Genomic DNA, 18,975 nt, shown 5'->3' on the forward strand with positions numbered 1-18,975 from the left:
ATTATATGCAGGTTGGTTCAGATTGCTGCTCTGCTCCACAACAAAAAGTCGAACCTCCAGATTGGTATGACTGCTGATGGGCTCCATGGCGTGCACCTCCACCAGAATCTGCTTATATACCCAGGCATCCTCTACAACAGCACGATACACATTACCATCCCGGGAAAAATTCGTTGCTACCAGATCCGTGGCATATTTGAAATCCAGCGTCAGCTGCTCGAGTTCTGCTTCCGGATAGAAGTCTTTTTTGACAGCCTGTACCGAAATCTTTTGGAGTTCGTTGAGATTCAGATTCGGATAGAGCGGCTGGTAATAATGCCCAGGCATAGGAATTTCATACTGATATGTGGTGTCTGCATGAATCAATTGGGTAGACAACGCCATTGACGCACCGATCAGTGCGCAGCTGATTTTCTTCATCTTTGCTTCCTTGTGTTGAGTGAAAACATCCCTAAGTGTGCAGCGGGATTGATAAACAACGGTGACAGCCACTGGCTTGGGCACCGCATTAAAAAGTCGGTCTTCTCAGTGTATGAAAGTTGGAACCACTTTGCAGATTGAAGAGGCATTTTCTTTAGACTGTGCACGCACCCAACGTAATCAATGTCACAGTCTGAAAATTATTTGGACCCAAATAAAAAACGGCACCGAAGTGCCGCTTTTTGTTTTCTGTCATAGCTAATTTAGTGATTACTTTCCGTAAACCGGATACTTGGTGCATACCGCTTTCACTTTCTCGCGCACCTGGGCAATCAACTCTTCATTGTTCAGATCTTCCAGGATATCGCACATCCAGCCCGCCAGTTCTTTCACTTCCGCTTCACCGAAACCACGACGGGTCACCGCCGGGGTACCGATACGCAGACCACTGGTCACGAAGGGAGAGCGTGGGTCGTTAGGCACCGCATTTTTATTCACGGTGATAAAGGCTTTACCCAACGCGGCATCCGCATCTTTACCGGTGATGTCCTGCTTGATCAGGGACAGCAGGAACAGATGGTTGTCGGTGCCACCGGACACCACATCATAGCCACGCTCAATGAACACATTGGCCATGGCCTGGGCATTCACCACCACCTGCTTTTGGTAAGCCTTGAACTCATCGCTCATGGCTTCCTTGAAGCACACCGCTTTGGCGGCAATTACGTGCATCAGCGGGCCACCCTGCCCACCGGGGAAGACGGCGGAGTTCAGTTTCTTTTCCAGCTCTTCGTTTTTCTTGGCCAGGATGATACCGCCACGGGGGCCGCCCAGGGTTTTATGGGTGGTGGAGGTGGTCACATCAGCGATCTGTACCGGGTTGGGGTAAACACCGGCGGCTACCAGACCGGCCACGTGGGCCATGTCCACCATCAGGTAGGCACCCACTTCGTCGGCGATGTCACGGAACTTCTGCCAGTCCATGGTACGGGAGTAGGCAGAGAAACCGGCCAGGATCATCTTGGGCTTGTGCTCACGGGCCAGCTCAGCCACTTGGTCGTAATCCACTTCACCGGTTTCGTGGTTCAGACCGTATTGAACCGCGTTGTACATCTTGCCGGAAAAATTCACCTTGGCACCGTGGGTCAGGTGACCACCTTCTGCCAGACTCATCCCCAGAACGGTATCACCGGGGTTCAGCAGCGCCATGTAGACCGCTGCATTGGCCTGGGAACCGGAGTGTGGCTGTACGTTGGCGTAATCAGCGCCGAACAATTCCTTCACCCGATTGATAGCCAGTTCTTCGGCAATATCCACATACTCACAGCCGCCGTAATAACGCTTGTGAGGATAGCCTTCAGCATATTTATTAGTGAGCACGGAGCCCTGGGCCTGCATTACGCGGGGACTGGTGTAGTTTTCGGAGGCGATCAACTCGATGTGTTCTTCCTGGCGCTGTTTTTCAGCTTCCATGGCTTCCCACAATTCGGGGTCAAAATCGGCAATATTCATATCGGCTGAAAACATGGTCTCTCCCGCTTATCACTGGCTAACTGGATACAATAACTAACTAAATTCGGCTTGGTGCCTGGTGCCGCTGGGCTAAAGAGCCCGGGACTGGCTTAAATGAGGGCGGTATTGTACATAAAACCCTGCCCAACGGCACATGAAAGTCACGCATCCTGACTTCGATTTTCTTCATGCCGAGTTGCTGCCGCAATCGACCTTTCCCCTGCCTTTACCGCCTGAGCTGGGTATAATCTCCCGCCACAAACCGGGGAGCTGCACAGCGCCGCCCTGCCAAACCAAAAAGATCCCATATTTCAGAGGCTTATAGTGCTCTTTAACTCTGGCGAATTTATTTTCTTTTTTCTGCCGATCGTGTTGGCTATTCACTTCCTGCTCAGTCACCGCTTTCAGCAAGGGAATATCCCGATGCTGTTCCTGGTACTGGCCTCCCTGTTTTATTACGGTTGGTGGAACCCCGTTTATCTGCTTGTGATTGTTGGCTCAATGCTGGCCAATTACCTGATCGGACTTAACATCATCCGGCTGCGGAACTCTGCTCCGGTCATGACTAAATGGCTCCTGGCGGTGGGTATCGGGGCGAATCTGGCGGTGTTGGGTTATTTCAAATACGCCGGTTTCATCCTCGATAACCTGACCGCGCTGTTCCACAGCAATATTGACCCCATCCACGTTGTGCTGCCCCTGGCCATATCGTTTTTCACATTCCAGCAGATTGCCTTCCTGGTGGACGCGTCCCGCGGCCAGTGTGACGACTACAACTTCATCCACTATTGCCTGTTCGTCACTTTCTTCCCGCAGTTAATTGCCGGCCCCATCGTGCATCACGGTGAAATGATGCCCCAATTTGCCCGGATCGATCGCAGCAACCGGAACGAAGATTTCTATGTCGGTATTTCATTTTTCGTTTTTGGTCTGGCAAAAAAGGTCCTGATCGCAGACAACGTTGCCCAGTGGGCGACACCGGTGTTCGGAGCAGCCGATGCCGGGCAGAGTATCGATTCTGCACAGGCCTGGATGGGGGCCATCGCCTACAGCCTGCAGTTGTATTTCGACTTCTCGGGTTACGCCGATATGGCAATAGGCTGCGCCCGTCTGTTCGGGATCCGCTTGCCTCTTAATTTCAATTCGCCCTACCAGGCCACTTCCATCATCGAGTTCTGGCGTCGCTGGCATATGACCCTGTCACGTTTCCTGCGGGATTACCTGTACATTCCCCTGGGCGGCAACCGCAAAGGCACCCTGCACCGCCACCGCAACCTGATGATTACCATGCTGCTGGGTGGACTGTGGCATGGGGCCGGCTGGAACTTTGTTATCTGGGGTGGATTACATGGCAGCTACCTGGTGATCAATCACCTGTTTCGCGCCCATTGCCCCTCGGTAGTTCGCTTACCCCGACTGCTCACGCAGGCCTTTGGATGGAGCTTGACCTTGTTCTGCATCATCATCGCGTGGGTATTCTTCCGCGCCGAAAGCTTCGACGGTGCCAGCCGGATGTTATCCGCCATGTTTCTGCTTTCCACAGGCACGGCGACAAGTGCAGTGGACGACCCCGAGCGGGGCTGGCAACTGATCATTGTGTTCAGCATCATCGCCCTGTTCGCCCCCAACACCTCAAGGCTGTTGGGTTATTTCGGAACCGAGAACACTGACCAGAAAGCGCCACTGTGGCGGCCCAACCCCGTCACCGGCCTGCTGATTTCGGTCCTGTTTCTGGCCACCGCCATTCGCCTTTCCGACATCAGCGAATTTTTGTATTTCCAGTTTTAGAGGGCAATTGCCATGAACAAGAAAAGAATCTACCTGGCTTTGTTTGGCATCTGCTACGTACCCCTCTGTGCCGCCGTAGTGGGCCTCAGCCTTTGGCTGGAACCTTTTGAGGGTGATCTCACCAGAACCGGGCGTCTTGCGGAAAACAACTATGGCTGGCACCACCCCCAGAAACGTTTTCCCAAAGACACCACCCAATACGCGGAGCTGAGTGGAGAAGACTACTCGGGCAAACAGGACGTTTTAGTGTTCGGGGATTCGTTTTCACACTTTTCCATGCTTGGCGAGGCACGGACGTTTGGCTGGCAACTGCTGTTACAGGAAAGCTCCGATCACACCGTCTTCACCTACCATCTGCAGAACAAGAACATTGACCGCTGGCTCGAGAATACGCCACCGGAACAATGGCCGGACTATATAATTTATCAGGAAGTCGAACGTAACCTGAAGCAGCGCCCCTTACCGACGGAACATTGCGAGCTTCCCCGCTTTCCGGCGCTGGTTACCGAATACCAGCCAATCCAATTTCCCGCCGCAATGGTTGAATATCAACGCCAGCCCAGAGCCCTGGCGGAGGTCAGTGCCGCCATCCACTGGATTCGGGGGCGCTTCAATCCCAAGCAGAAAGCGGTCGTAATGGACCTGCAACGGGCTGATTTGTTCAGCAACCGCAAATCCAGTCAGACCCTGATCATGCCACAAGCCATCAAGTACAATCGCAGGATGCCTCCGGGTCGCGTTGAACAGGTGGCTTGCTATCTGGGCAGTCTGAAGCGCAAAGTGGAATCCAATGGCCGCACCCGCCTGATCATCGCGGTAACACCCGACAAGTACACACTCTACGCACCTTACGCGGTCAATCCACCCACCCCGGCGATTAATCTGGTGGCAGAATTAGACAAGCTGGGATTTCCTGTTTTTCGCTTTGATCAGGTGCTGGCAAAAGAAATCGAGGCGGGCACCGTGGATGTTTATCTTCCCAACGACACCCACTGGGGAGCAGAAGGCAGCCGTGTGTTTGCGTCTGCCATTCTCAGCCTGATGTAAGTGCAATAGGTTAGGCCGACTCAGCTCCGGGTTGACTGGGAGGCTGGCCGGGCGGCAAATGTTTTACATGCAAATCCAGCTGCGGGAAGGCAATCTCGATACCCAGCTCCTTGAAGCGCTTATCGATCGCCGTGTGCAGTTCGTGAATCAGGATCAATCGCTTGGAGAAACTGGCCACAAACGCACGCAATTCAAAATCCAGAGAACTGGCGCCAAAGCCCAGGAAAAAAGCAGACGGCGCCGGTTCTTTCAAAACAATCTGGTTCGCCTGGGCAATTTCCATCAGGGTTCTGCTCACCAGGTCCGTATCGCTGCCATAGGCGACCCCCACCTTGATCACCACTCGCGTAGTGCTGTCACTGAGAGTCCAGTTGATAAACTGATTGGTAACGAAGGTTTTGTTGGGAATGATCAGCTCCTTCTGGTCCCAATCGGTGATGGTGGTGGCCCGCATCCGGATCTGGCTGACGGTGCCGCTTAAATCATTGATGGTCACCGTATCGCCGATGCGGATAGGCCGCTCAAACAGGATGATGAGTCCGGAGATAAAATTGGCAAAGATTTCCTGCAAGCCGAACCCCAGACCAACTCCCAGTGCCGCCACCAGCCAGCCCAGCTTGCTCCACTCCAGTCCGATCATGCCGGAGACGATCATCACCCCGGCGATAATCACCAGGTAACGCGCCGTGGTGGTAATGGCAAACCGAATTCCGGAATCCACTTTCAGGCGCTGCAGGATCAACACTTCGATTAAGCCCGGCAGGTTTTTAACACCGACATAACTGAGCGTTAAAGCCAAAGACACAGCAAACAGGGTTTCCAGCGTGACGGTATGGGATTCAACCCCCGCATCTGTGGTGACACTGTAGGTCCAGAGTTCAATCTCCTGGAAGATCTGTATGGCCTGGAAAAAATCCTGCCAGCTGAGATAACAAACCACCGCAAACACCGAGAACGCCAGGACCCGCAACAGGGCACGGTTTTGTTCACTGATGGTGGCCACATCGAGAGAAGGCAACTCTATGTCCGGTACGGCTTCACCGGAAGCACCCGCCTCTTCCTGTTGCTCCTTAACCTTACGCTGGGCATCCCGTTTTTCGATGGCACGGGCATAGGCCAGTTTGCGTTCCAAAACCGCGAACCAGCGCATCAGCACCTGCTCCAGAATAAAAATGAAAAAACCATACATCAGGGTCTGGTACATAAGCACCATAATTTCCATCGCGCTGAAGCTGTATCCCTGGACCGAGAGCAGCACCAACGCACCCGGGATTAACACGCACACCCAGAACAAGGCGCGATTCCAGCGTTGATACCAATGCTGGTTTTTCCCGTCATCCTGTTGAGTCACTCCACTCTTCGGACTGAACATGCGGATGCAGTACACAACGAATAACATGGCCACCAACAGAAACGCCGCCCGCCCCAGGATACCGGAATGAAATTCATCCCCCTCGCGCCATACCACGATAAAAACAAAGGCGCAGGGCAGCTGCAGATAGAGCAACGGGAGCCAGCGTTTCAAGGCCGTCAGTGCACTGGGACGCCAGCGGAAGTGCCCTTCCGCCAAACCATTTGGCCGTGCCAGCAGGCGGATAAACTCAAACAGAAACAGCCAGCGGGCCATCACCACCAAGGCCGCACCAATCCCCAAACCGAACAATGTTGCTTCGTTGCTGCGCAGCACGGGAAAGGCCAGCACCAACAGGACAAAGGGCAGCGGCAGCGCCAACAACACCGTACCGAGCAAGCTCTCCAAAGAGTAACGAAAACGATCCTTGGTGACGTTACCGATTTTATGAGTGCCATATTCCATCCGCTGGATCACCTTGCGGCGACCACCCACGTAGACAGCGGCAACAATCCCCAGCAAAACCAGGGGAAAGACCGGCTGGACCAACCATTGATACCAGATGACAAACGGCTCGGACCAGGGCTGATCCATCACGAACCACTGGATGCTACCGGGCAACAGAGACAGCCACTGCCAATCCAATGGGGTTGCACTGCGGCGCCAGAACAGTTTTTTGTTCAGCAGTTCGTAGAACTGTCGTCTTTCTGCCAACTGGTCACCATGGAGCAATTCCAGATTGGTCAGGTTCACCACATAATCGGCATTCACCTGAACCAGTTTGGTGAGCAATGTGGCGCGGCTTTCACAGATGCGGTAAAGGTCCTGCTGTAGCTGATCGGATTGCAGGTCAGCCCCCTGCAACTGAGAGGCGATGAATTGGCGCCGGGCCGTATCGGTACGCACCGCGTGGAGCTTTTCATCCAGTTTGAACTGCTCCAGACGGGCGCGGGAAATATCTTCATGCAGTGTGGTACTGGACTCCTGCTCACGGATTTTAGCCTGCAGCAACTGACGCTGCCGCAACAGGTAATCATCCACAAACTGGTAATACTCCGTCAGCTCCAACTGCTGTTTGGCCACCTCAAAGCGATAGCGAATATCCTGCAGTTCCTGCTTACCGGCCACCAGCTCATCGGCGGTGTTATTGAGATCCGCGGTTCGCGTTACCAGCAAATCCCTGAGCCGTTGGTTTTCTTTCAATTCAGCCGACAGCACCGCCGGCAGCTGCTGATACTCGCCCTGCAGAACCACGCTGACATCCTGCTGTTCCCCCGCGGTCTGCAGACGCTTTTCATCCCGTTCCTGACGCAACATCTCCAATGCCGACTTCAGCATCTCCATCCGCATAAACAACAGGTCTCGGTTTACCGTGTACAGGTCCAACAGCTTTTGATATCCCTCCAGGCGATTCTGCGCCAGATCCTTGCGCAGGTTGGCATTGGTCAACTGCTGCTTGAGCACGCTCAGCTGCAGCGCTTTCACGGACTCATTCTTGACGCTGTTCTGCTGCTCCCGGATTTTCTGTTCCAGATCCTGTGACTGTTTCTGGGCCGTTTTCACCTCTTCCCGGGCCGCACTGGGCAGGGCCTGCTGCTCTCCGATTTGCCCCAAAACATAGGAAAGACTTTCCTGTAATGCTTTGGCCTGGGCTTCAAGCAGCGAAATAGCGGTATCCAGCCCGTTCTGGGCCTTGGGCGGCTCCGTCTTGTCGGAGCGCTGTTCCAGCCGCTTGATTTCCTGGCGCAACTGATCGGCCAATTCCGGTGCTGCCTGGATGTTGTTTTTGACCGACTGGATTTCCCGTTGCAGGGAACTGGTAATGGCCTGCTGTTCCGACATCTCCTTCTTCAGCAAATCCATCTCTTTGCTGGCGGCTTCCACCTGGGAAGTGTCCTCCGCCGGGGCTGCCAACCCCACCCCCAATTGCGCCAGACAAGGTAGCGTCCACAGCCACACCAACATTCCCACAACCACACTGAAGCCAATGCCTTTACCCTGTCTCACAAAGTCTCCCATCTTTACTGTTCCAACGCCTCATTTGAGGGCATTCAATCAGGCTGATCATCCCTATCAGCGCCGTTTGCATCCAACTCTCAATTGGGGTAGCGTACGCCACAATTCCCACCGACAATTGACTAGTTACTTTCCTGTTATGGCGCAATATATATACACCATGCATCGGGTATCCAAAGTGGTACCCCCGAAACGCGAAATTCTCAAAGACATTTCCCTGTCCTTTTTCCCGGGTGCCAAGATTGGCGTACTGGGCCTGAATGGCGCTGGTAAGTCCACCCTGCTGCGCATTATGGCAGGAGTGGATAAAGAGTTCGACGGGGAAGCGCGTCCCGCCGCCGGCATCAACATCGGCTATCTGCCCCAGGAACCGCAGCTGGATGAAAGCAAGGACGTGCGCGGCAATGTGGAAGACGGTGTCCGGGAACTGAAGGACGTGCTGACCCGCTTTGACGAGATCAGCATGAAGTTCGGCGAAGAGATGTCCGACGACGAAATGAATGCCCTGTTGGAAGAACAGGCCGAGCTGCAGAACAAGATCGATGCGGCCAACGGCTGGGACATCGACCGCACCCTGGAAATCGCCGCCGATGCCCTGCGGCTGCCGCCCTGGGATGCGGATGTATCCACACTGTCCGGTGGTGAGAAGCGCCGGGTCGCCCTCTGCCGCCTGCTGCTGTCGAGTCCGGACATGCTGTTGCTGGACGAACCCACCAACCACCTGGATGCGGAGTCCGTGGCTTGGTTAGAGCGCTTCCTGCACGAATACAAAGGCACCGTGGTGGCCATCACCCACGATCGCTACTTCCTCGACAATGCCGCCGAGTGGATTCTGGAACTGGACCGCGGCCACGGCATTCCCTGGAAAGGCAACTACTCCTCCTGGCTGGAACAGAAAGACGAACGTCTGGCCCAGGAAGCCAAGCAGGAAGTGTCCCGCCAGAAAGCTATCAAGGCGGAGCTGGAATGGGTACGTTCCAACGCCAAGGGCCGCCAGGCCAAGAGCAAGGCCCGTATGGCTCGTTTTGAAGAGCTGTCCAGCCAGGAAGCACAAAAGCGCAACGAAACCCAGGAACTGTTTATCCCGGTGGCAGAACGCCTGGGGGATGACGTGATTGAATTCCGCAACGTGACCAAATCCTTTGGTGACCGGGTCCTGTACGATGACCTCAGCTACACCATTCCCAAAGGCGCCATCGTCGGCATCATCGGCCCCAACGGCGCCGGTAAGACCACCATGTTCCGTATGATTGTGGGCGAACAGAAGCCCGACAAAGGCGAAGTGCACCTGGGTGAAACCGTGGACATTGCCTATGTGGATCAGTCCCGCGACGAGCTGGACGGGAATAAGACCGTGTGGGAAGAAGTATCCGACGGCCTGGACATCATCAAAGTAGGCTCCTTTGAAATGCCCTCCCGCTCTTATGTTGGCCGCTTCAACTTTAAAGGCTCCGATCAGCAAAAACGCGTAGGCGAGCTGTCCGGAGGAGAGCGTAACCGCTTACACCTGGCCAAGCTGCTGCGCAAAGGCGGTAACGTGCTGCTGCTGGACGAACCCACCAACGACCTGGATGTGGAAACCCTGCGCGCCCTGGAAGAAGCTCTGCTGACTTACGCCGGCACGGCCATTGTGATTTCGCACGATCGCTGGTTCCTGGACCGGATTGCCACCCACATTCTGGACTTTGAAGGCGAAGAAGGGGTGGAATTCTTTGAGGGCAACTTCACCGAATATGAAGCGTACAAGAAGAAAAAGTACGGGGAAGAGTCCGTGCAGCCGAAACGACTGAAATACAAAAAGCTGAGCTAAGCACTCAACTGTATACACCTGAAAAAACTGCCGGTTATACCGGCAGTTTTTCTATCCAACGAAACTACTCGTCGTCAATGTCATCCCAATCGTCATAATCGTCCAGATCATGCTTCAGACGACGCTCTTCCATCAACGCTTCGATCTTGCGCAGGTAGTCACCGGAACGCTTGCTCTTGGCCTCCAGGCGCTGCTCAATCTCACCGTCAATATCATCCATCATTTCTTCATCGACATCATCGATGTATTGGGTGTTTTCTGATGTGGACGTTGTTCTCATAACCCCATACCTCTACAGCATAATTCTTTTCAGAGATGTGAAACCATGCAATTGGCTAATCCGTCAGCGGAATATTCCCTCAAAGCTTTGACACTTTCATCTTTTAATTATTAACGCAGCATCAAAAAATTTTGTAGTGAAAATTTGTTGTTTTTAGATGTTTTTCCCATGCTCGGGCACTCTATTATTCAATAAATAACCAAGTACGGGCTCGTTTCACAACGTTACAAAAACGCCACGCTGCCAACTTGAAAAAACCGCATTTTCGGCGTTTTATGAAAGATTGACTATGCTGTAAAGACCAGGACCATAATTAATCAATAAGAGCGTAGGGCTATGATCGAAAAACGCCACTTTACACGCATTGCCTTTGATGCCAGCGCACGACTGATCCGCGGCGAGAACGACTGGCCCGCTAAACTGCTGGACATTTCGTTGAAAGGAGCCCTGCTGCAACAGCCGGAAGAAAGTTCCCTGGAGAAAGACGATCCCGTCTCCCTTTACCTGCTGCTCAGTGACGAAGAAACGGAAATCCGCATGGAAGGCCATGTGGCACACCTGGAAAACGACCATGTAGGCATTGCCTGCGATCATATGGATGTGGACAGCGCATCCCACCTGCGCCGCATTGTGGAATTGAATACCGGCAACGAAGCCTTACTGGAACGGGAAATCGAAGCGCTGGTTAATTTCGCAGCGCACTGAAGCCTCCACCGGTCAGAGTGCATCCAGCGCTTGTTCCAAGCGCGATACCGCCACCACTTCCAGCCCCTCAATGGGCGACTTGGGTTGATTACCCTTGGGCACAATGGCGCGGGTAAAGCCATGCTTGGCGGCTTCCCTCAGGCGCTCCTGCCCACTGGGCACCGGACGGATCTCGCCGGACAGCCCCACCTCACCGAACACAATCAACCGGGTATCCAAGGCCAGGTTACGCAGACTGGACACCACAGAAATCAACACCGCGAGGTCGGAACCGGTTTCCAGCACCTTGACCCCACCCACCACGTTGACAAATACGTCCATCCCCATGGTGGCCACACCACCGTGACGATGCAGCACTGCCAGCAACATGGCCAGACGGTTCTGGTCCAAACCCACCGCCACCCGCCGGGGATTGCCCAGCTGACTGTCGTCCACCAAAGCCTGGACTTCCACCAACAGGGGGCGACTGCCTTCCCGGGTCACCATCACAATGCTGCCGGGAATCGGTTGCTCATACCGGGACAGAAAGATAGCCGAGGGATTGCTCACTTCCCGCAGACCTTTATCGGTCATGGCGAATACGCCCAGCTCATTCACCGCACCGAAGCGATTCTTTACCGCCCGGATCATGCGGAAACGGTTGTCCTGCTCCCCTTCAAAATAGAGCACGCTGTCCACCATGTGCTCCAGCACCCGGGGCCCGGCCAGCGCGCCCTCTTTGGTGACATGCCCCACCAGGAACAGGGCAGTACCGGTTTGCTTGGCGAACCGCACCAAAGCGGCGGCACATTCCCGCACCTGAGATACCCCACCCGGGGCGGAACTGAGCCCTTCCGAGTAAACGGTTTGGATGGAATCCACCACCATCACCCTGGGCTGCTCCCGGTTCGCCGTGGCCAGAATATTCTCAATGCTGGTCTCCGACATCAGGCGCAGCTGATCCATGGGCAGGTCCAGGCGCTTGGCCCGCAACGCCACCTGCTGCAGGGATTCTTCACCGGTGATGTACAGAGCGGTTTGCTGGCTGGCCAACTGGGTCATGGTCTGCAGCAGAATCGTGGATTTACCGATACCGGGATCCCCCCCAATCAACACCACAGAGCCTTCCACCAGGCCACCGCCCAAGACCCGATCCAGCTCACCGGAACCGGTGGGTGTGCGGGGCTCTTCCACCAGATTCACTTCCGCCATGGTGGTGACCTGGCGGGCCTCCCCGGCCCAACTGGTTTTTCCCCCACGATTGGAGGCCATACCCCGGTCCGGATTGAATTCCGTCAGCGTATTCCAGGCACCACAATCCGCACACTGGCCCGCCCATTTGGGGAACACACTGCCGCAGTCACTGCACACGTATTGGGTTTTTGCCTTGGCCATTAACTTATCACCCTTTTTAACTTATCACCCTTTTCAACTGATCACGCGTAAACACACCAGTGCGCCAAAATAGTAAGCCGGCACCATCAATAACACACCCAACAGCCAGGCCCCGGAATTGGGCTGCAGCTCAGAGTCCTCGGACATCTCAAAATATTCAGGCAGCTTGGCTTTCAAACGCTTGAGGGAATACAGATCCCAGAACAGGACGAAACCGAATAGCAGTAAAACTGAAGGGGAATGCAACGGCACGGCGTCCGGCATCCAGTAGGAAAACACAAACGCCACGCTCAACAACGTGGACACCAAACCGCCCACCGGATGCAACCAGTCCTGCTCGATGCGGCGCAGCATCATCACCCCCACCGGCAGGGACACCACCATCAGCGCCACATAAAGAGTCACCCACAGCGGCATCAGTCGGCCCCGCTGCCCTGGTAGACCCGCTGCACCCGCCCGGTTACCTGGCACAGCAACTCATAATTGATGGTATTGGCCCATTGCGCTACTTCTTCCACCGGCAAGCCCGGGCCCCATAGCGTGACCGGCGTGTTGGGGCCGACTTCGGGAACGACCGACACATCGACCGTGATCATATCCATAGACACCCGCCCCACCACCGGACAACGCTGCCCCTTGATCAGGACCTGGGTGCTTTTACCAATATGGCGCGGATAACCATCCCCATAACCGATGGCCACCACGGCCACTTCTGTTCGGGCCGCTGCCGTCCAGGTGGCACCATAGCCAACACTTTCACCAGGCAATACGGTGCTACGGGAAATAATGCGGGATTGCAGATGCATGGCCGGCTTCAGGCCCAGTGACTCCGCACTACGGTCAGCGAACGGAGACGCCCCGTATAGCATCAAACCCGGACGCACCCATTCATGATGAAAATCCACCCGATCCAAGGTAGCCGCCGAATTGGCCAGACTGGCCTGATGGGCGCCGACAGTGGATTTCAATTGCCGGAACAGCTCACCCTGGCGCCGGTTGAGGGCATGATCGGGCTCATCAGCACAGGCCAGATGGCTCATCAGCACCAGATCCGCTACGTTGGGACTGTTGTTGAGTTGCTGCCAGAACAACGCACAGCCATTATCAGAAATACCCAGCCGGTGCATGCCGGTATCCACTTTTAGCCAAACGCCAACTGGGCGGGGCAAATCCGCCTCCAGCAACATGGCCAGCTGCCAGGGTTGGTGCACCACCAGATTAAGGCCTTGAGCGGACGCCTCCTTTAACTGTTCCAGGCTGAACACCCCTTCCATCAGCAGAATGGGGCGCTGCACGCCTGTCTTCTTCAGCGCCAGGCCTTCCTCGAAAGTGGCTACGCCCAACGCGTCACTGCTGTCTGCCAAGGCCGTGGCCACGGGCAGCAGGCCATGCCCGTAGGCATCGGCCTTCACCACACCCAGCACCTTGCTGTGAGGCGCCTGGCGTCGCACCAACTCCATGTTATGGCGCAATGCCGCCAGATCAATGACGGCCTGGGTTCCTCTGCCCAAACTAAAACTCTCCGTAGGCATTGTTGGCCAGATCTTCAAATCGGGTATAGCGGCCCAGGAACGCCAGCCGCACTGTTCCTATGGGACCGTTACGCTGCTTACCGATGATGATTTCCGCCGTTCCCTTGTCCTCAGAATCCTCGTTGTAGACCTCATCCCGATAGATGAACATGATGATGTCCGCGTCCTGCTCGATCGCGCCGGATTCCCGCAGGTCCGACATCACCGGTCGCTTGTTGGGACGTTGTTCCAGACTGCGGTTGAGCTGGGACAGCGCCACCACCGGACAATTCATTTCCTTGGCCAGCCCCTTCAGAGACCGTGAGATTTCCGAAATCTCATTGACCCGGCTTTCCGCCCCCGGCACCTGCATCAACTGCAGGTAATCCACCAGGATCAAGCCAATCTCGCCATGTTCTCGGGCCACCCGCCGTGAGCGGGCGCGCAATTCCGTCGGGCTCAGACCTGCAGAATCGTCGATATAAAGCTTCTGTTCCGCCAACAGGCTTACCGCCGAACTGAAACGGGGCCAGTCATCCTCTTCCAGCTTACCGGAGGTTACCCGGGACATATCTATACGCCCCAGGGACGCCAGCATACGCATCACGATCTGCTCTGCCGGCATCTCCATACTAAAGACCAGCACCGGTTTGCCACTGCGGATCAGGGCATTTTCCGCCATATTCATAGAGAAGGTGGTTTTACCCATGGCAGGACGAGCCGCGACGATCACCAGGGCACCGCCCTGCAGGCCGGAGGTCTTCTCGTCCAGGTCGGTGAAGCCGGTGGGAATTCCGGTGAGCTTCTCGTCGGACTTAAACAACAGGTCGATCTTGTCGACAGTGGCTTTCAAGGCTTCCTTGATATGGATCGGACCACCCTGCTTGGCACCCTGCTCCGCGATACTAAACACCTTGCGTTCCGCCTCGTCCAGCAGTTCGGTGGCATTGCGGCCTTCCGGATGAAAGGCAGCGTCCGCAATCTCATTGGAGACTGCGATCATCTGCCGCAACACGGAACGCTCGCGAACGATCTCGGCATAGGCCTTGATGTTACTGGCACTGGGCGTGTTTTTTGCCAATTGCGCCAGATAGGCCATGCCGCCGCAGTCCTCAAGGATGCCCGCGTTATCCAGCGCTTCCCCCAGCGTCACCACGTCAAAGGGTTTCGACAGCTCCGCCAGTTGGGCAACGGCACGAAAAATCAGGCGATGATCGCGGCGATAAAAATCCACATCGGACAGGATCTCAGACACATCATCGAAGGCCTGGTTCGCCAGCATCAAGCCGCCGATGACCGACTGCTCCGCCTCCAGGGAATGGGGCGGAACTTTTATGGAGGCCGACTGCAGATCGTCTTCCAGCGCTAATTCAATGGGTGAGTCATTCATGGGGTATCGATACTTATGGGAATCGGTTTTTGCTCAAGTTTAAGGGGGGCGGCATGGCAGTGCAAACTCGCTCAACGAACTTTGTGAGTTCGTTTCTGCGCGCTTCAGAAACAACAAAACTCCGGCACCGCAGGTGGGCGCCAGAGTTTTTTGCAGGCATGACTGATGTCACCGAAAGATTGAAGAGTGCCCCACCTCAACCAGGCCGGGCGCCTCAGGCAATCTTATTCAGGAACAACAGAAACCTTGATCGTAGCGGTCACATCGCTGTGAACCTGCAGGTCGATCTCGTAATCGCCGGTAGCGCGGATCGCACCATTAGGCATCAGCACTTCGGCCTTGCTGATCTCAACGCCAGCCGCAGTGATAGCGTCGGCGATGTCACGAGTACCGACAGATCCGAACAGCTTGCCTTCGTCACCGGACTTGGCAGGAATCGTTACGCTCGCCAGTTCAGCAACCTTGTCAGCGCGGGCCTGGGCAGCAGACAGCTTGTCAGAAGCGGCCTTTTCCAGTTCAGCGCGACGCTCTTCAAAATATTTGATGTTTGCTTCAGTGGCAGGAACGGCTTTACCCTGAGGGATCAGGAAATTGCGGCCGTAGCCTGCCTTTACCTTAACCTTTTCACCCAGATCACCCAGGTTACGGTTTTTTTCCAATAAGATGACTTCCATCACTCATACCTCTTTTGAATTCGTTTTCTAAAATCAACAAAACTGTCTATTACAGCCGCAGCGACCAATACCATCATTCCTACCCAGGAGGTCAGGATCAGCCCCACATAAAAGAACACCAACAACGGGCCGTTGTTTTGTTTCATGCCCAGCACCCCATGCACCAGCGCCAATCCCGCCATCAACATGGGAATGGCCACACAAGGCAAGATCAGCCTGGCCTGCGGAAAGCTCTGGCCCAAATACAGCAACAGAGCCAATGCCGCCGCGACTGCAGGCATCAGACGCAGGCTGTGAAACTCCTGACGAAACCCACCTGGGTTATAGAGTCGGGCCTGCAGCCAGCGTGCAACCAACAAAGCGGCGGTTGCCCCTGCCGTGGTGACCCACACCATCCCTTCCAGCACAACGTGGCGAACATCCATCTGCTCAAACACGCTTTCGGCTTCCGGGTTGGCTGCCTTCAGCTGCGCGACAAATTCGTCGAATGTAGGCTGAAACAGGTCCACCAGATTACTGATCATGCCGGGCGCCAGATTCAGAACCAGCACAATGTATAGTGCGGAACTGAGCCCCAACGCCAACAACGCCCATCCCAACGAGCGGGAGCTGGCCAGCACCAGGCTGGCTACCAGGGCGGCCAACACCGTGCCCACCTGGGTAATATCCCCCGCGCTCCAGTGCACCAGCACCGCCACCAGCATGGCACCCGCGAACGGGATGACCGCATCGCTAATGCTCTTTCTCAGGGCCACCAACGCCACAATGGCGGCGGAGGCCCAACCAAATCCCGGCACCAAGGCCAGGATCGCGGCTGCGGCGAGCGCCTGCAAGGGCCCGCCCATGATCCACTTCGCCAGTGTCAACATACTACTGGCCCAAGCTCAATTACTTGTGTGAATCAGAATAAGGCAACAAAGCCAGAGCACGGGCGCGCTTAACAGCACGGGCCAGCTGACGTTGGTATTTCGCACTGGTGCCGGTGATACGGCTGGGTACGATTTTGCCAGTTTCAGTAATGTAGTTTTTCAGGGTATCCAGATCCTTGTAATCGATCTCGGTTACGCCTTCAGCTGTAAAACGGCAGAACTTTCTGCGACGATAAAAACGTGCCATGGTTGGCTCCTATAAATTCCAATTACTCAATTAACGCAATTCGATTTGCTGAGCGTGCAACACCAGTTGGGTTGCGGAGGTATCCTTGTAGCTGGCCCGGACTAAAAATCCGGTCACCTGCACCCGGTCGCTGACAGCAAGATGCTCACACTGTGAGGTGATCTCCTGCCCCCGTGCTTCCACCTTGATTCGGCACAGCACTTCGCGGGGGGCTCCCGCCTCTTCCTGACGGGATCGATGCTCCAACATAAAACTGTAATGGGGAACACCGGCTGGTGTGTAACGCAAACCTTTGGTTTCCGTCACCGTACCACTTAGAACCAGTTGATTGATTTCCACTCAGCGGTTCACGCAGACCCGATTATTCTTCGGAATCTGCTTCTTCCTCTTCTTCTTCGCTGTCATCGGCCTGCTCTACACGCTCACCACGATCACGGGGAGTATGTTCGCCACGATCACGGTCTTTCTCGTTGGCTTTGGCCAGGATGGACTGCTCAGCAACGGCTTCGTCACGGCGGATAACCATATTGCGCAGGACAGCGTCATTGAATTTGAAGGCGCTTGAAAGTTCGTCCAGGACTTCCTGGGAACATTCAATATTCATCAGAATATAATGAGCCTTGTGGATTTTGTTAATTGGATAAGCCAGTTGGCGGCGGCCCCAATCTTCCAGACGGTGGATCTGGCCACCACCTTCCTGGATCTGGCCTTTGTAACGCTCAACCATACCGGGAACCTGTTCACTCTGATCAGGGTGAACCAGAAAAACGATTTCGTAATGTCTCATGACATCTCCTTACGGATTATAGCCTCCCGACTGTTTTCATCAGAAAACGTAACGGTAAGGCAAGGAGTTAATGCTTACTAACTAATTAAACCCCACTCACGGGGAGCGAGGGATCGCGAATTCTATAGGAGGTTAACCAGAAAAACAACAGATGCTTTACGAGAGGCGTTGGCGCAGGGATTCGAACAGGCAGACACCCGCCGCCACCGACACATTCAGACTCTGCACGTCCCCCTGCATGGGGATATAGACCAGCTGATCACAGTTTTCCCGGGTCAGACGGCGCAGGCCGGGGCCTTCCGCCCCCATAACCAGGGCCAACGGGCCTTTCAGATCTGTTTGGTAGAGGCTTGTGGCGGTCTCATCCAGCTCAGTGCCCACAATCCAGATCCGGCGCTCCTGAAGCTGTTTCATCAAACGTGCCAGATTGGTGACCTGGACGAACGGCATCACTTCCGCTGCCCCGACCGCCACCCGTCGCACCACCGGAGTAAGGCCGACGGATTTATCCTTGGTGGTGATCACCGCATGCACCCCGGCGGCATCAGCACTGCGCAGCACCGCACCCAGGTTATGGGGGTCGGTGACGGAATCCAGAATCAGCAGAAAGGGCGGCCCCTCGATCCGATCCAGCAGGTTAAACAGCCCATGTTCATCCAGCGCATTGGCCAGCCGACAACGTGCTGCCAGCCCCTGGTGGTTTGCATCCTGGAACTGGTGATCCATAGACTTCTTATTAACGTACTGGACCGACACCCCCAGCTGTTGGGCTCGCTTCAGAACATCATCCAGGCGTCGCTCATCGCGGCCTTCCTGCACCTTCATTTCCAGCACCCGGTCGGGGTGCTTTTTCAATACGGCGCTAACGGTGTGAATGCCGTAGAGCCACTCCGCTTTGGACATAAATTACCGCTTTTTCTTGGCCTTGGACTTAGTGTTCGTTTTGGACTTGGGTTTTGGCTTGGCCTTGGCTGAACTACCCTTGGTTTTGCTGCGGGATTTCTTGGCCGCCAGCTTGGCCACCTCATGCCGGGAGGTACCCTTAACTGCACCACCCTGTGTCCCCTTGCCTTGCGCACCCTTGGCTTGCGTTTTTTTCCCGCTACTCTTGCCGGATTTGCCTGCAGACTTTCTCTCGCCGCTACCGGCCTTCTTACCCTTACGGGTACCTGGTTCCGGCTTGGGGTTTTCCTT

At 55.2% G+C, this 18,975-nt stretch carries 20 protein-coding genes; 4 read left to right on the forward strand and 16 right to left on the reverse strand.

The features are described from left to right. The 3 genes from D9N14_RS17070 to D9N14_RS17080 all read right to left on the reverse strand — a co-directional run. A partial coding sequence (locus tag D9N14_RS17070; RefSeq protein ID WP_290581939.1) for a hypothetical protein occupies window positions 1-420 on the reverse strand: 420 nt, incomplete at its 3' end. Between the two features lie 270 nt (window positions 421-690). Then, window positions 691-1,947 (reverse strand): serine hydroxymethyltransferase, encoded by a 1,257-nt coding sequence (glyA, locus tag D9N14_RS17075; RefSeq protein WP_290581941.1) that lies wholly within the window; start codon window positions 1,945-1,947, stop codon window positions 691-693. Between the two features lie 171 nt (window positions 1,948-2,118). After that, window positions 2,119-2,343: a hypothetical protein gene (locus D9N14_RS17080; protein WP_290581943.1), complete on the reverse strand. Its 225-nt coding sequence runs from the start codon at window positions 2,341-2,343 to the stop codon at window positions 2,119-2,121. Window positions 2,344-2,355: 12 nt separating this feature from the next. Between D9N14_RS17080 and D9N14_RS17085 the strand changes: the two genes are divergently transcribed. Both D9N14_RS17085 and D9N14_RS17090 read left to right on the forward strand, forming a co-directional pair. After that, window positions 2,356-3,720, forward strand: coding sequence for an MBOAT family O-acyltransferase (locus tag D9N14_RS17085; protein WP_290581945.1), 1,365 nt, complete (start codon window positions 2,356-2,358; stop codon window positions 3,718-3,720). A 12-nt stretch (window positions 3,721-3,732) separates the two neighbouring features. Beyond that, the gene (locus tag D9N14_RS17090; RefSeq protein ID WP_290581947.1) at window positions 3,733-4,767 is read left to right on the forward strand and encodes an alginate O-acetyltransferase AlgX-related protein; all 1,035 of its coding nucleotides are present in this window, start codon (window positions 3,733-3,735) and stop codon (window positions 4,765-4,767) included. Between the two features lie 10 nt (window positions 4,768-4,777). On the opposite strand, the gene D9N14_RS17095 is transcribed toward D9N14_RS17090, so the two are convergent. Continuing rightward, window positions 4,778-8,125: a mechanosensitive ion channel domain-containing protein gene (locus D9N14_RS17095; RefSeq protein WP_290581948.1), complete on the reverse strand. Its 3,348-nt coding sequence runs from the start codon at window positions 8,123-8,125 to the stop codon at window positions 4,778-4,780. A gap of 148 nt (window positions 8,126-8,273) precedes the next feature. Here D9N14_RS17095 and ettA point away from each other — a divergent pair, with 148 nt between their 5' ends. Next, window positions 8,274-9,944, forward strand: coding sequence for an energy-dependent translational throttle protein EttA (gene ettA / locus D9N14_RS17100; protein ID WP_290581949.1), 1,671 nt, complete (start codon window positions 8,274-8,276; stop codon window positions 9,942-9,944). A 64-nt stretch (window positions 9,945-10,008) separates the two neighbouring features. Here the strand turns inward: ettA and D9N14_RS17105 are convergent, their stop codons facing one another. Continuing rightward, window positions 10,009-10,224, reverse strand: coding sequence for a PA3496 family putative envelope integrity protein (locus tag D9N14_RS17105; RefSeq protein WP_290581950.1), 216 nt, complete (start codon window positions 10,222-10,224; stop codon window positions 10,009-10,011). Window positions 10,225-10,560: 336 nt separating this feature from the next. Here D9N14_RS17105 and D9N14_RS17110 point away from each other — a divergent pair, with 336 nt between their 5' ends. Next, window positions 10,561-10,929 carry a PilZ domain-containing protein gene (locus D9N14_RS17110; RefSeq protein ID WP_290581952.1) on the forward strand — a complete coding sequence of 123 codons (369 nt, stop codon included), beginning with the start codon at window positions 10,561-10,563 and terminating at the stop codon, window positions 10,927-10,929. Between the two features lie 12 nt (window positions 10,930-10,941). On the opposite strand, the gene radA is transcribed toward D9N14_RS17110, so the two are convergent. The 11 genes from radA to D9N14_RS17165 form a co-directional block, all read right to left on the reverse strand. Further along, the gene (gene radA / locus D9N14_RS17115; protein WP_290581954.1) at window positions 10,942-12,303 is read right to left on the reverse strand and encodes a DNA repair protein RadA; all 1,362 of its coding nucleotides are present in this window, start codon (window positions 12,301-12,303) and stop codon (window positions 10,942-10,944) included. A 33-nt stretch (window positions 12,304-12,336) separates the two neighbouring features. Continuing rightward, complete coding sequence (locus tag D9N14_RS17120) at window positions 12,337-12,720, reverse strand: hypothetical protein (RefSeq protein ID WP_290581956.1); 384 nt, start codon at window positions 12,718-12,720, stop codon at window positions 12,337-12,339. Further along, window positions 12,720-13,814 carry an alanine racemase gene (gene alr, locus D9N14_RS17125; protein WP_290581958.1) on the reverse strand — a complete coding sequence of 365 codons (1,095 nt, stop codon included), beginning with the start codon at window positions 13,812-13,814 and terminating at the stop codon, window positions 12,720-12,722. The genes D9N14_RS17120 and alr overlap by 1 nt, the downstream gene beginning before the upstream one ends. A 1-nt stretch (window position 13,815) precedes the next feature. Then, on the reverse strand, window positions 13,816-15,204 hold the full coding sequence (gene dnaB, locus D9N14_RS17130; protein WP_290581960.1) for a replicative DNA helicase: 1,389 nt from the start codon (window positions 15,202-15,204) through the stop codon (window positions 13,816-13,818). 224 nt (window positions 15,205-15,428) lie between these two features. Continuing rightward, a complete protein-coding gene (gene rplI, locus D9N14_RS17135; protein ID WP_290581976.1) occupies window positions 15,429-15,878 on the reverse strand; it encodes a 50S ribosomal protein L9 in 450 nt (149 codons plus the stop codon). Next, a complete protein-coding gene (locus tag D9N14_RS17140) occupies window positions 15,878-16,747 on the reverse strand; it encodes a hypothetical protein (RefSeq protein ID WP_290581962.1) in 870 nt (289 codons plus the stop codon). The genes rplI and D9N14_RS17140 overlap by 1 nt, the downstream gene beginning before the upstream one ends. Window positions 16,748-16,766: 19 nt before the next feature. Next, the gene (rpsR, locus tag D9N14_RS17145) at window positions 16,767-16,994 is read right to left on the reverse strand and encodes a 30S ribosomal protein S18 (protein ID WP_101895037.1); all 228 of its coding nucleotides are present in this window, start codon (window positions 16,992-16,994) and stop codon (window positions 16,767-16,769) included. Window positions 16,995-17,024: 30 nt separating this feature from the next. Next, window positions 17,025-17,333, reverse strand: a complete 309-nt coding sequence (gene priB / locus D9N14_RS17150) for a primosomal replication protein N (RefSeq protein WP_290581968.1) — start codon at window positions 17,331-17,333, stop codon at window positions 17,025-17,027. 22 nt (window positions 17,334-17,355) lie between these two features. After that, window positions 17,356-17,781 carry a 30S ribosomal protein S6 gene (rpsF, locus tag D9N14_RS17155; protein WP_290581970.1) on the reverse strand — a complete coding sequence of 142 codons (426 nt, stop codon included), beginning with the start codon at window positions 17,779-17,781 and terminating at the stop codon, window positions 17,356-17,358. 156 nt (window positions 17,782-17,937) lie between these two features. Further along, the gene (rlmB, locus tag D9N14_RS17160) at window positions 17,938-18,684 is read right to left on the reverse strand and encodes a 23S rRNA (guanosine(2251)-2'-O)-methyltransferase RlmB (protein WP_290581972.1); all 747 of its coding nucleotides are present in this window, start codon (window positions 18,682-18,684) and stop codon (window positions 17,938-17,940) included. A gap of 3 nt (window positions 18,685-18,687) precedes the next feature. Next, window positions 18,688-18,975, reverse strand: a 288-nt coding sequence (locus D9N14_RS17165) for a hypothetical protein (protein ID WP_290581974.1), incomplete at its 5' end; no start/stop codon positions are given.

It is taken from the genome of Ketobacter sp. (assembly GCF_003671495.1).
In the GTDB taxonomy this organism is placed as follows: Bacteria; Pseudomonadota; Gammaproteobacteria; order Pseudomonadales; family Ketobacteraceae; genus Ketobacter.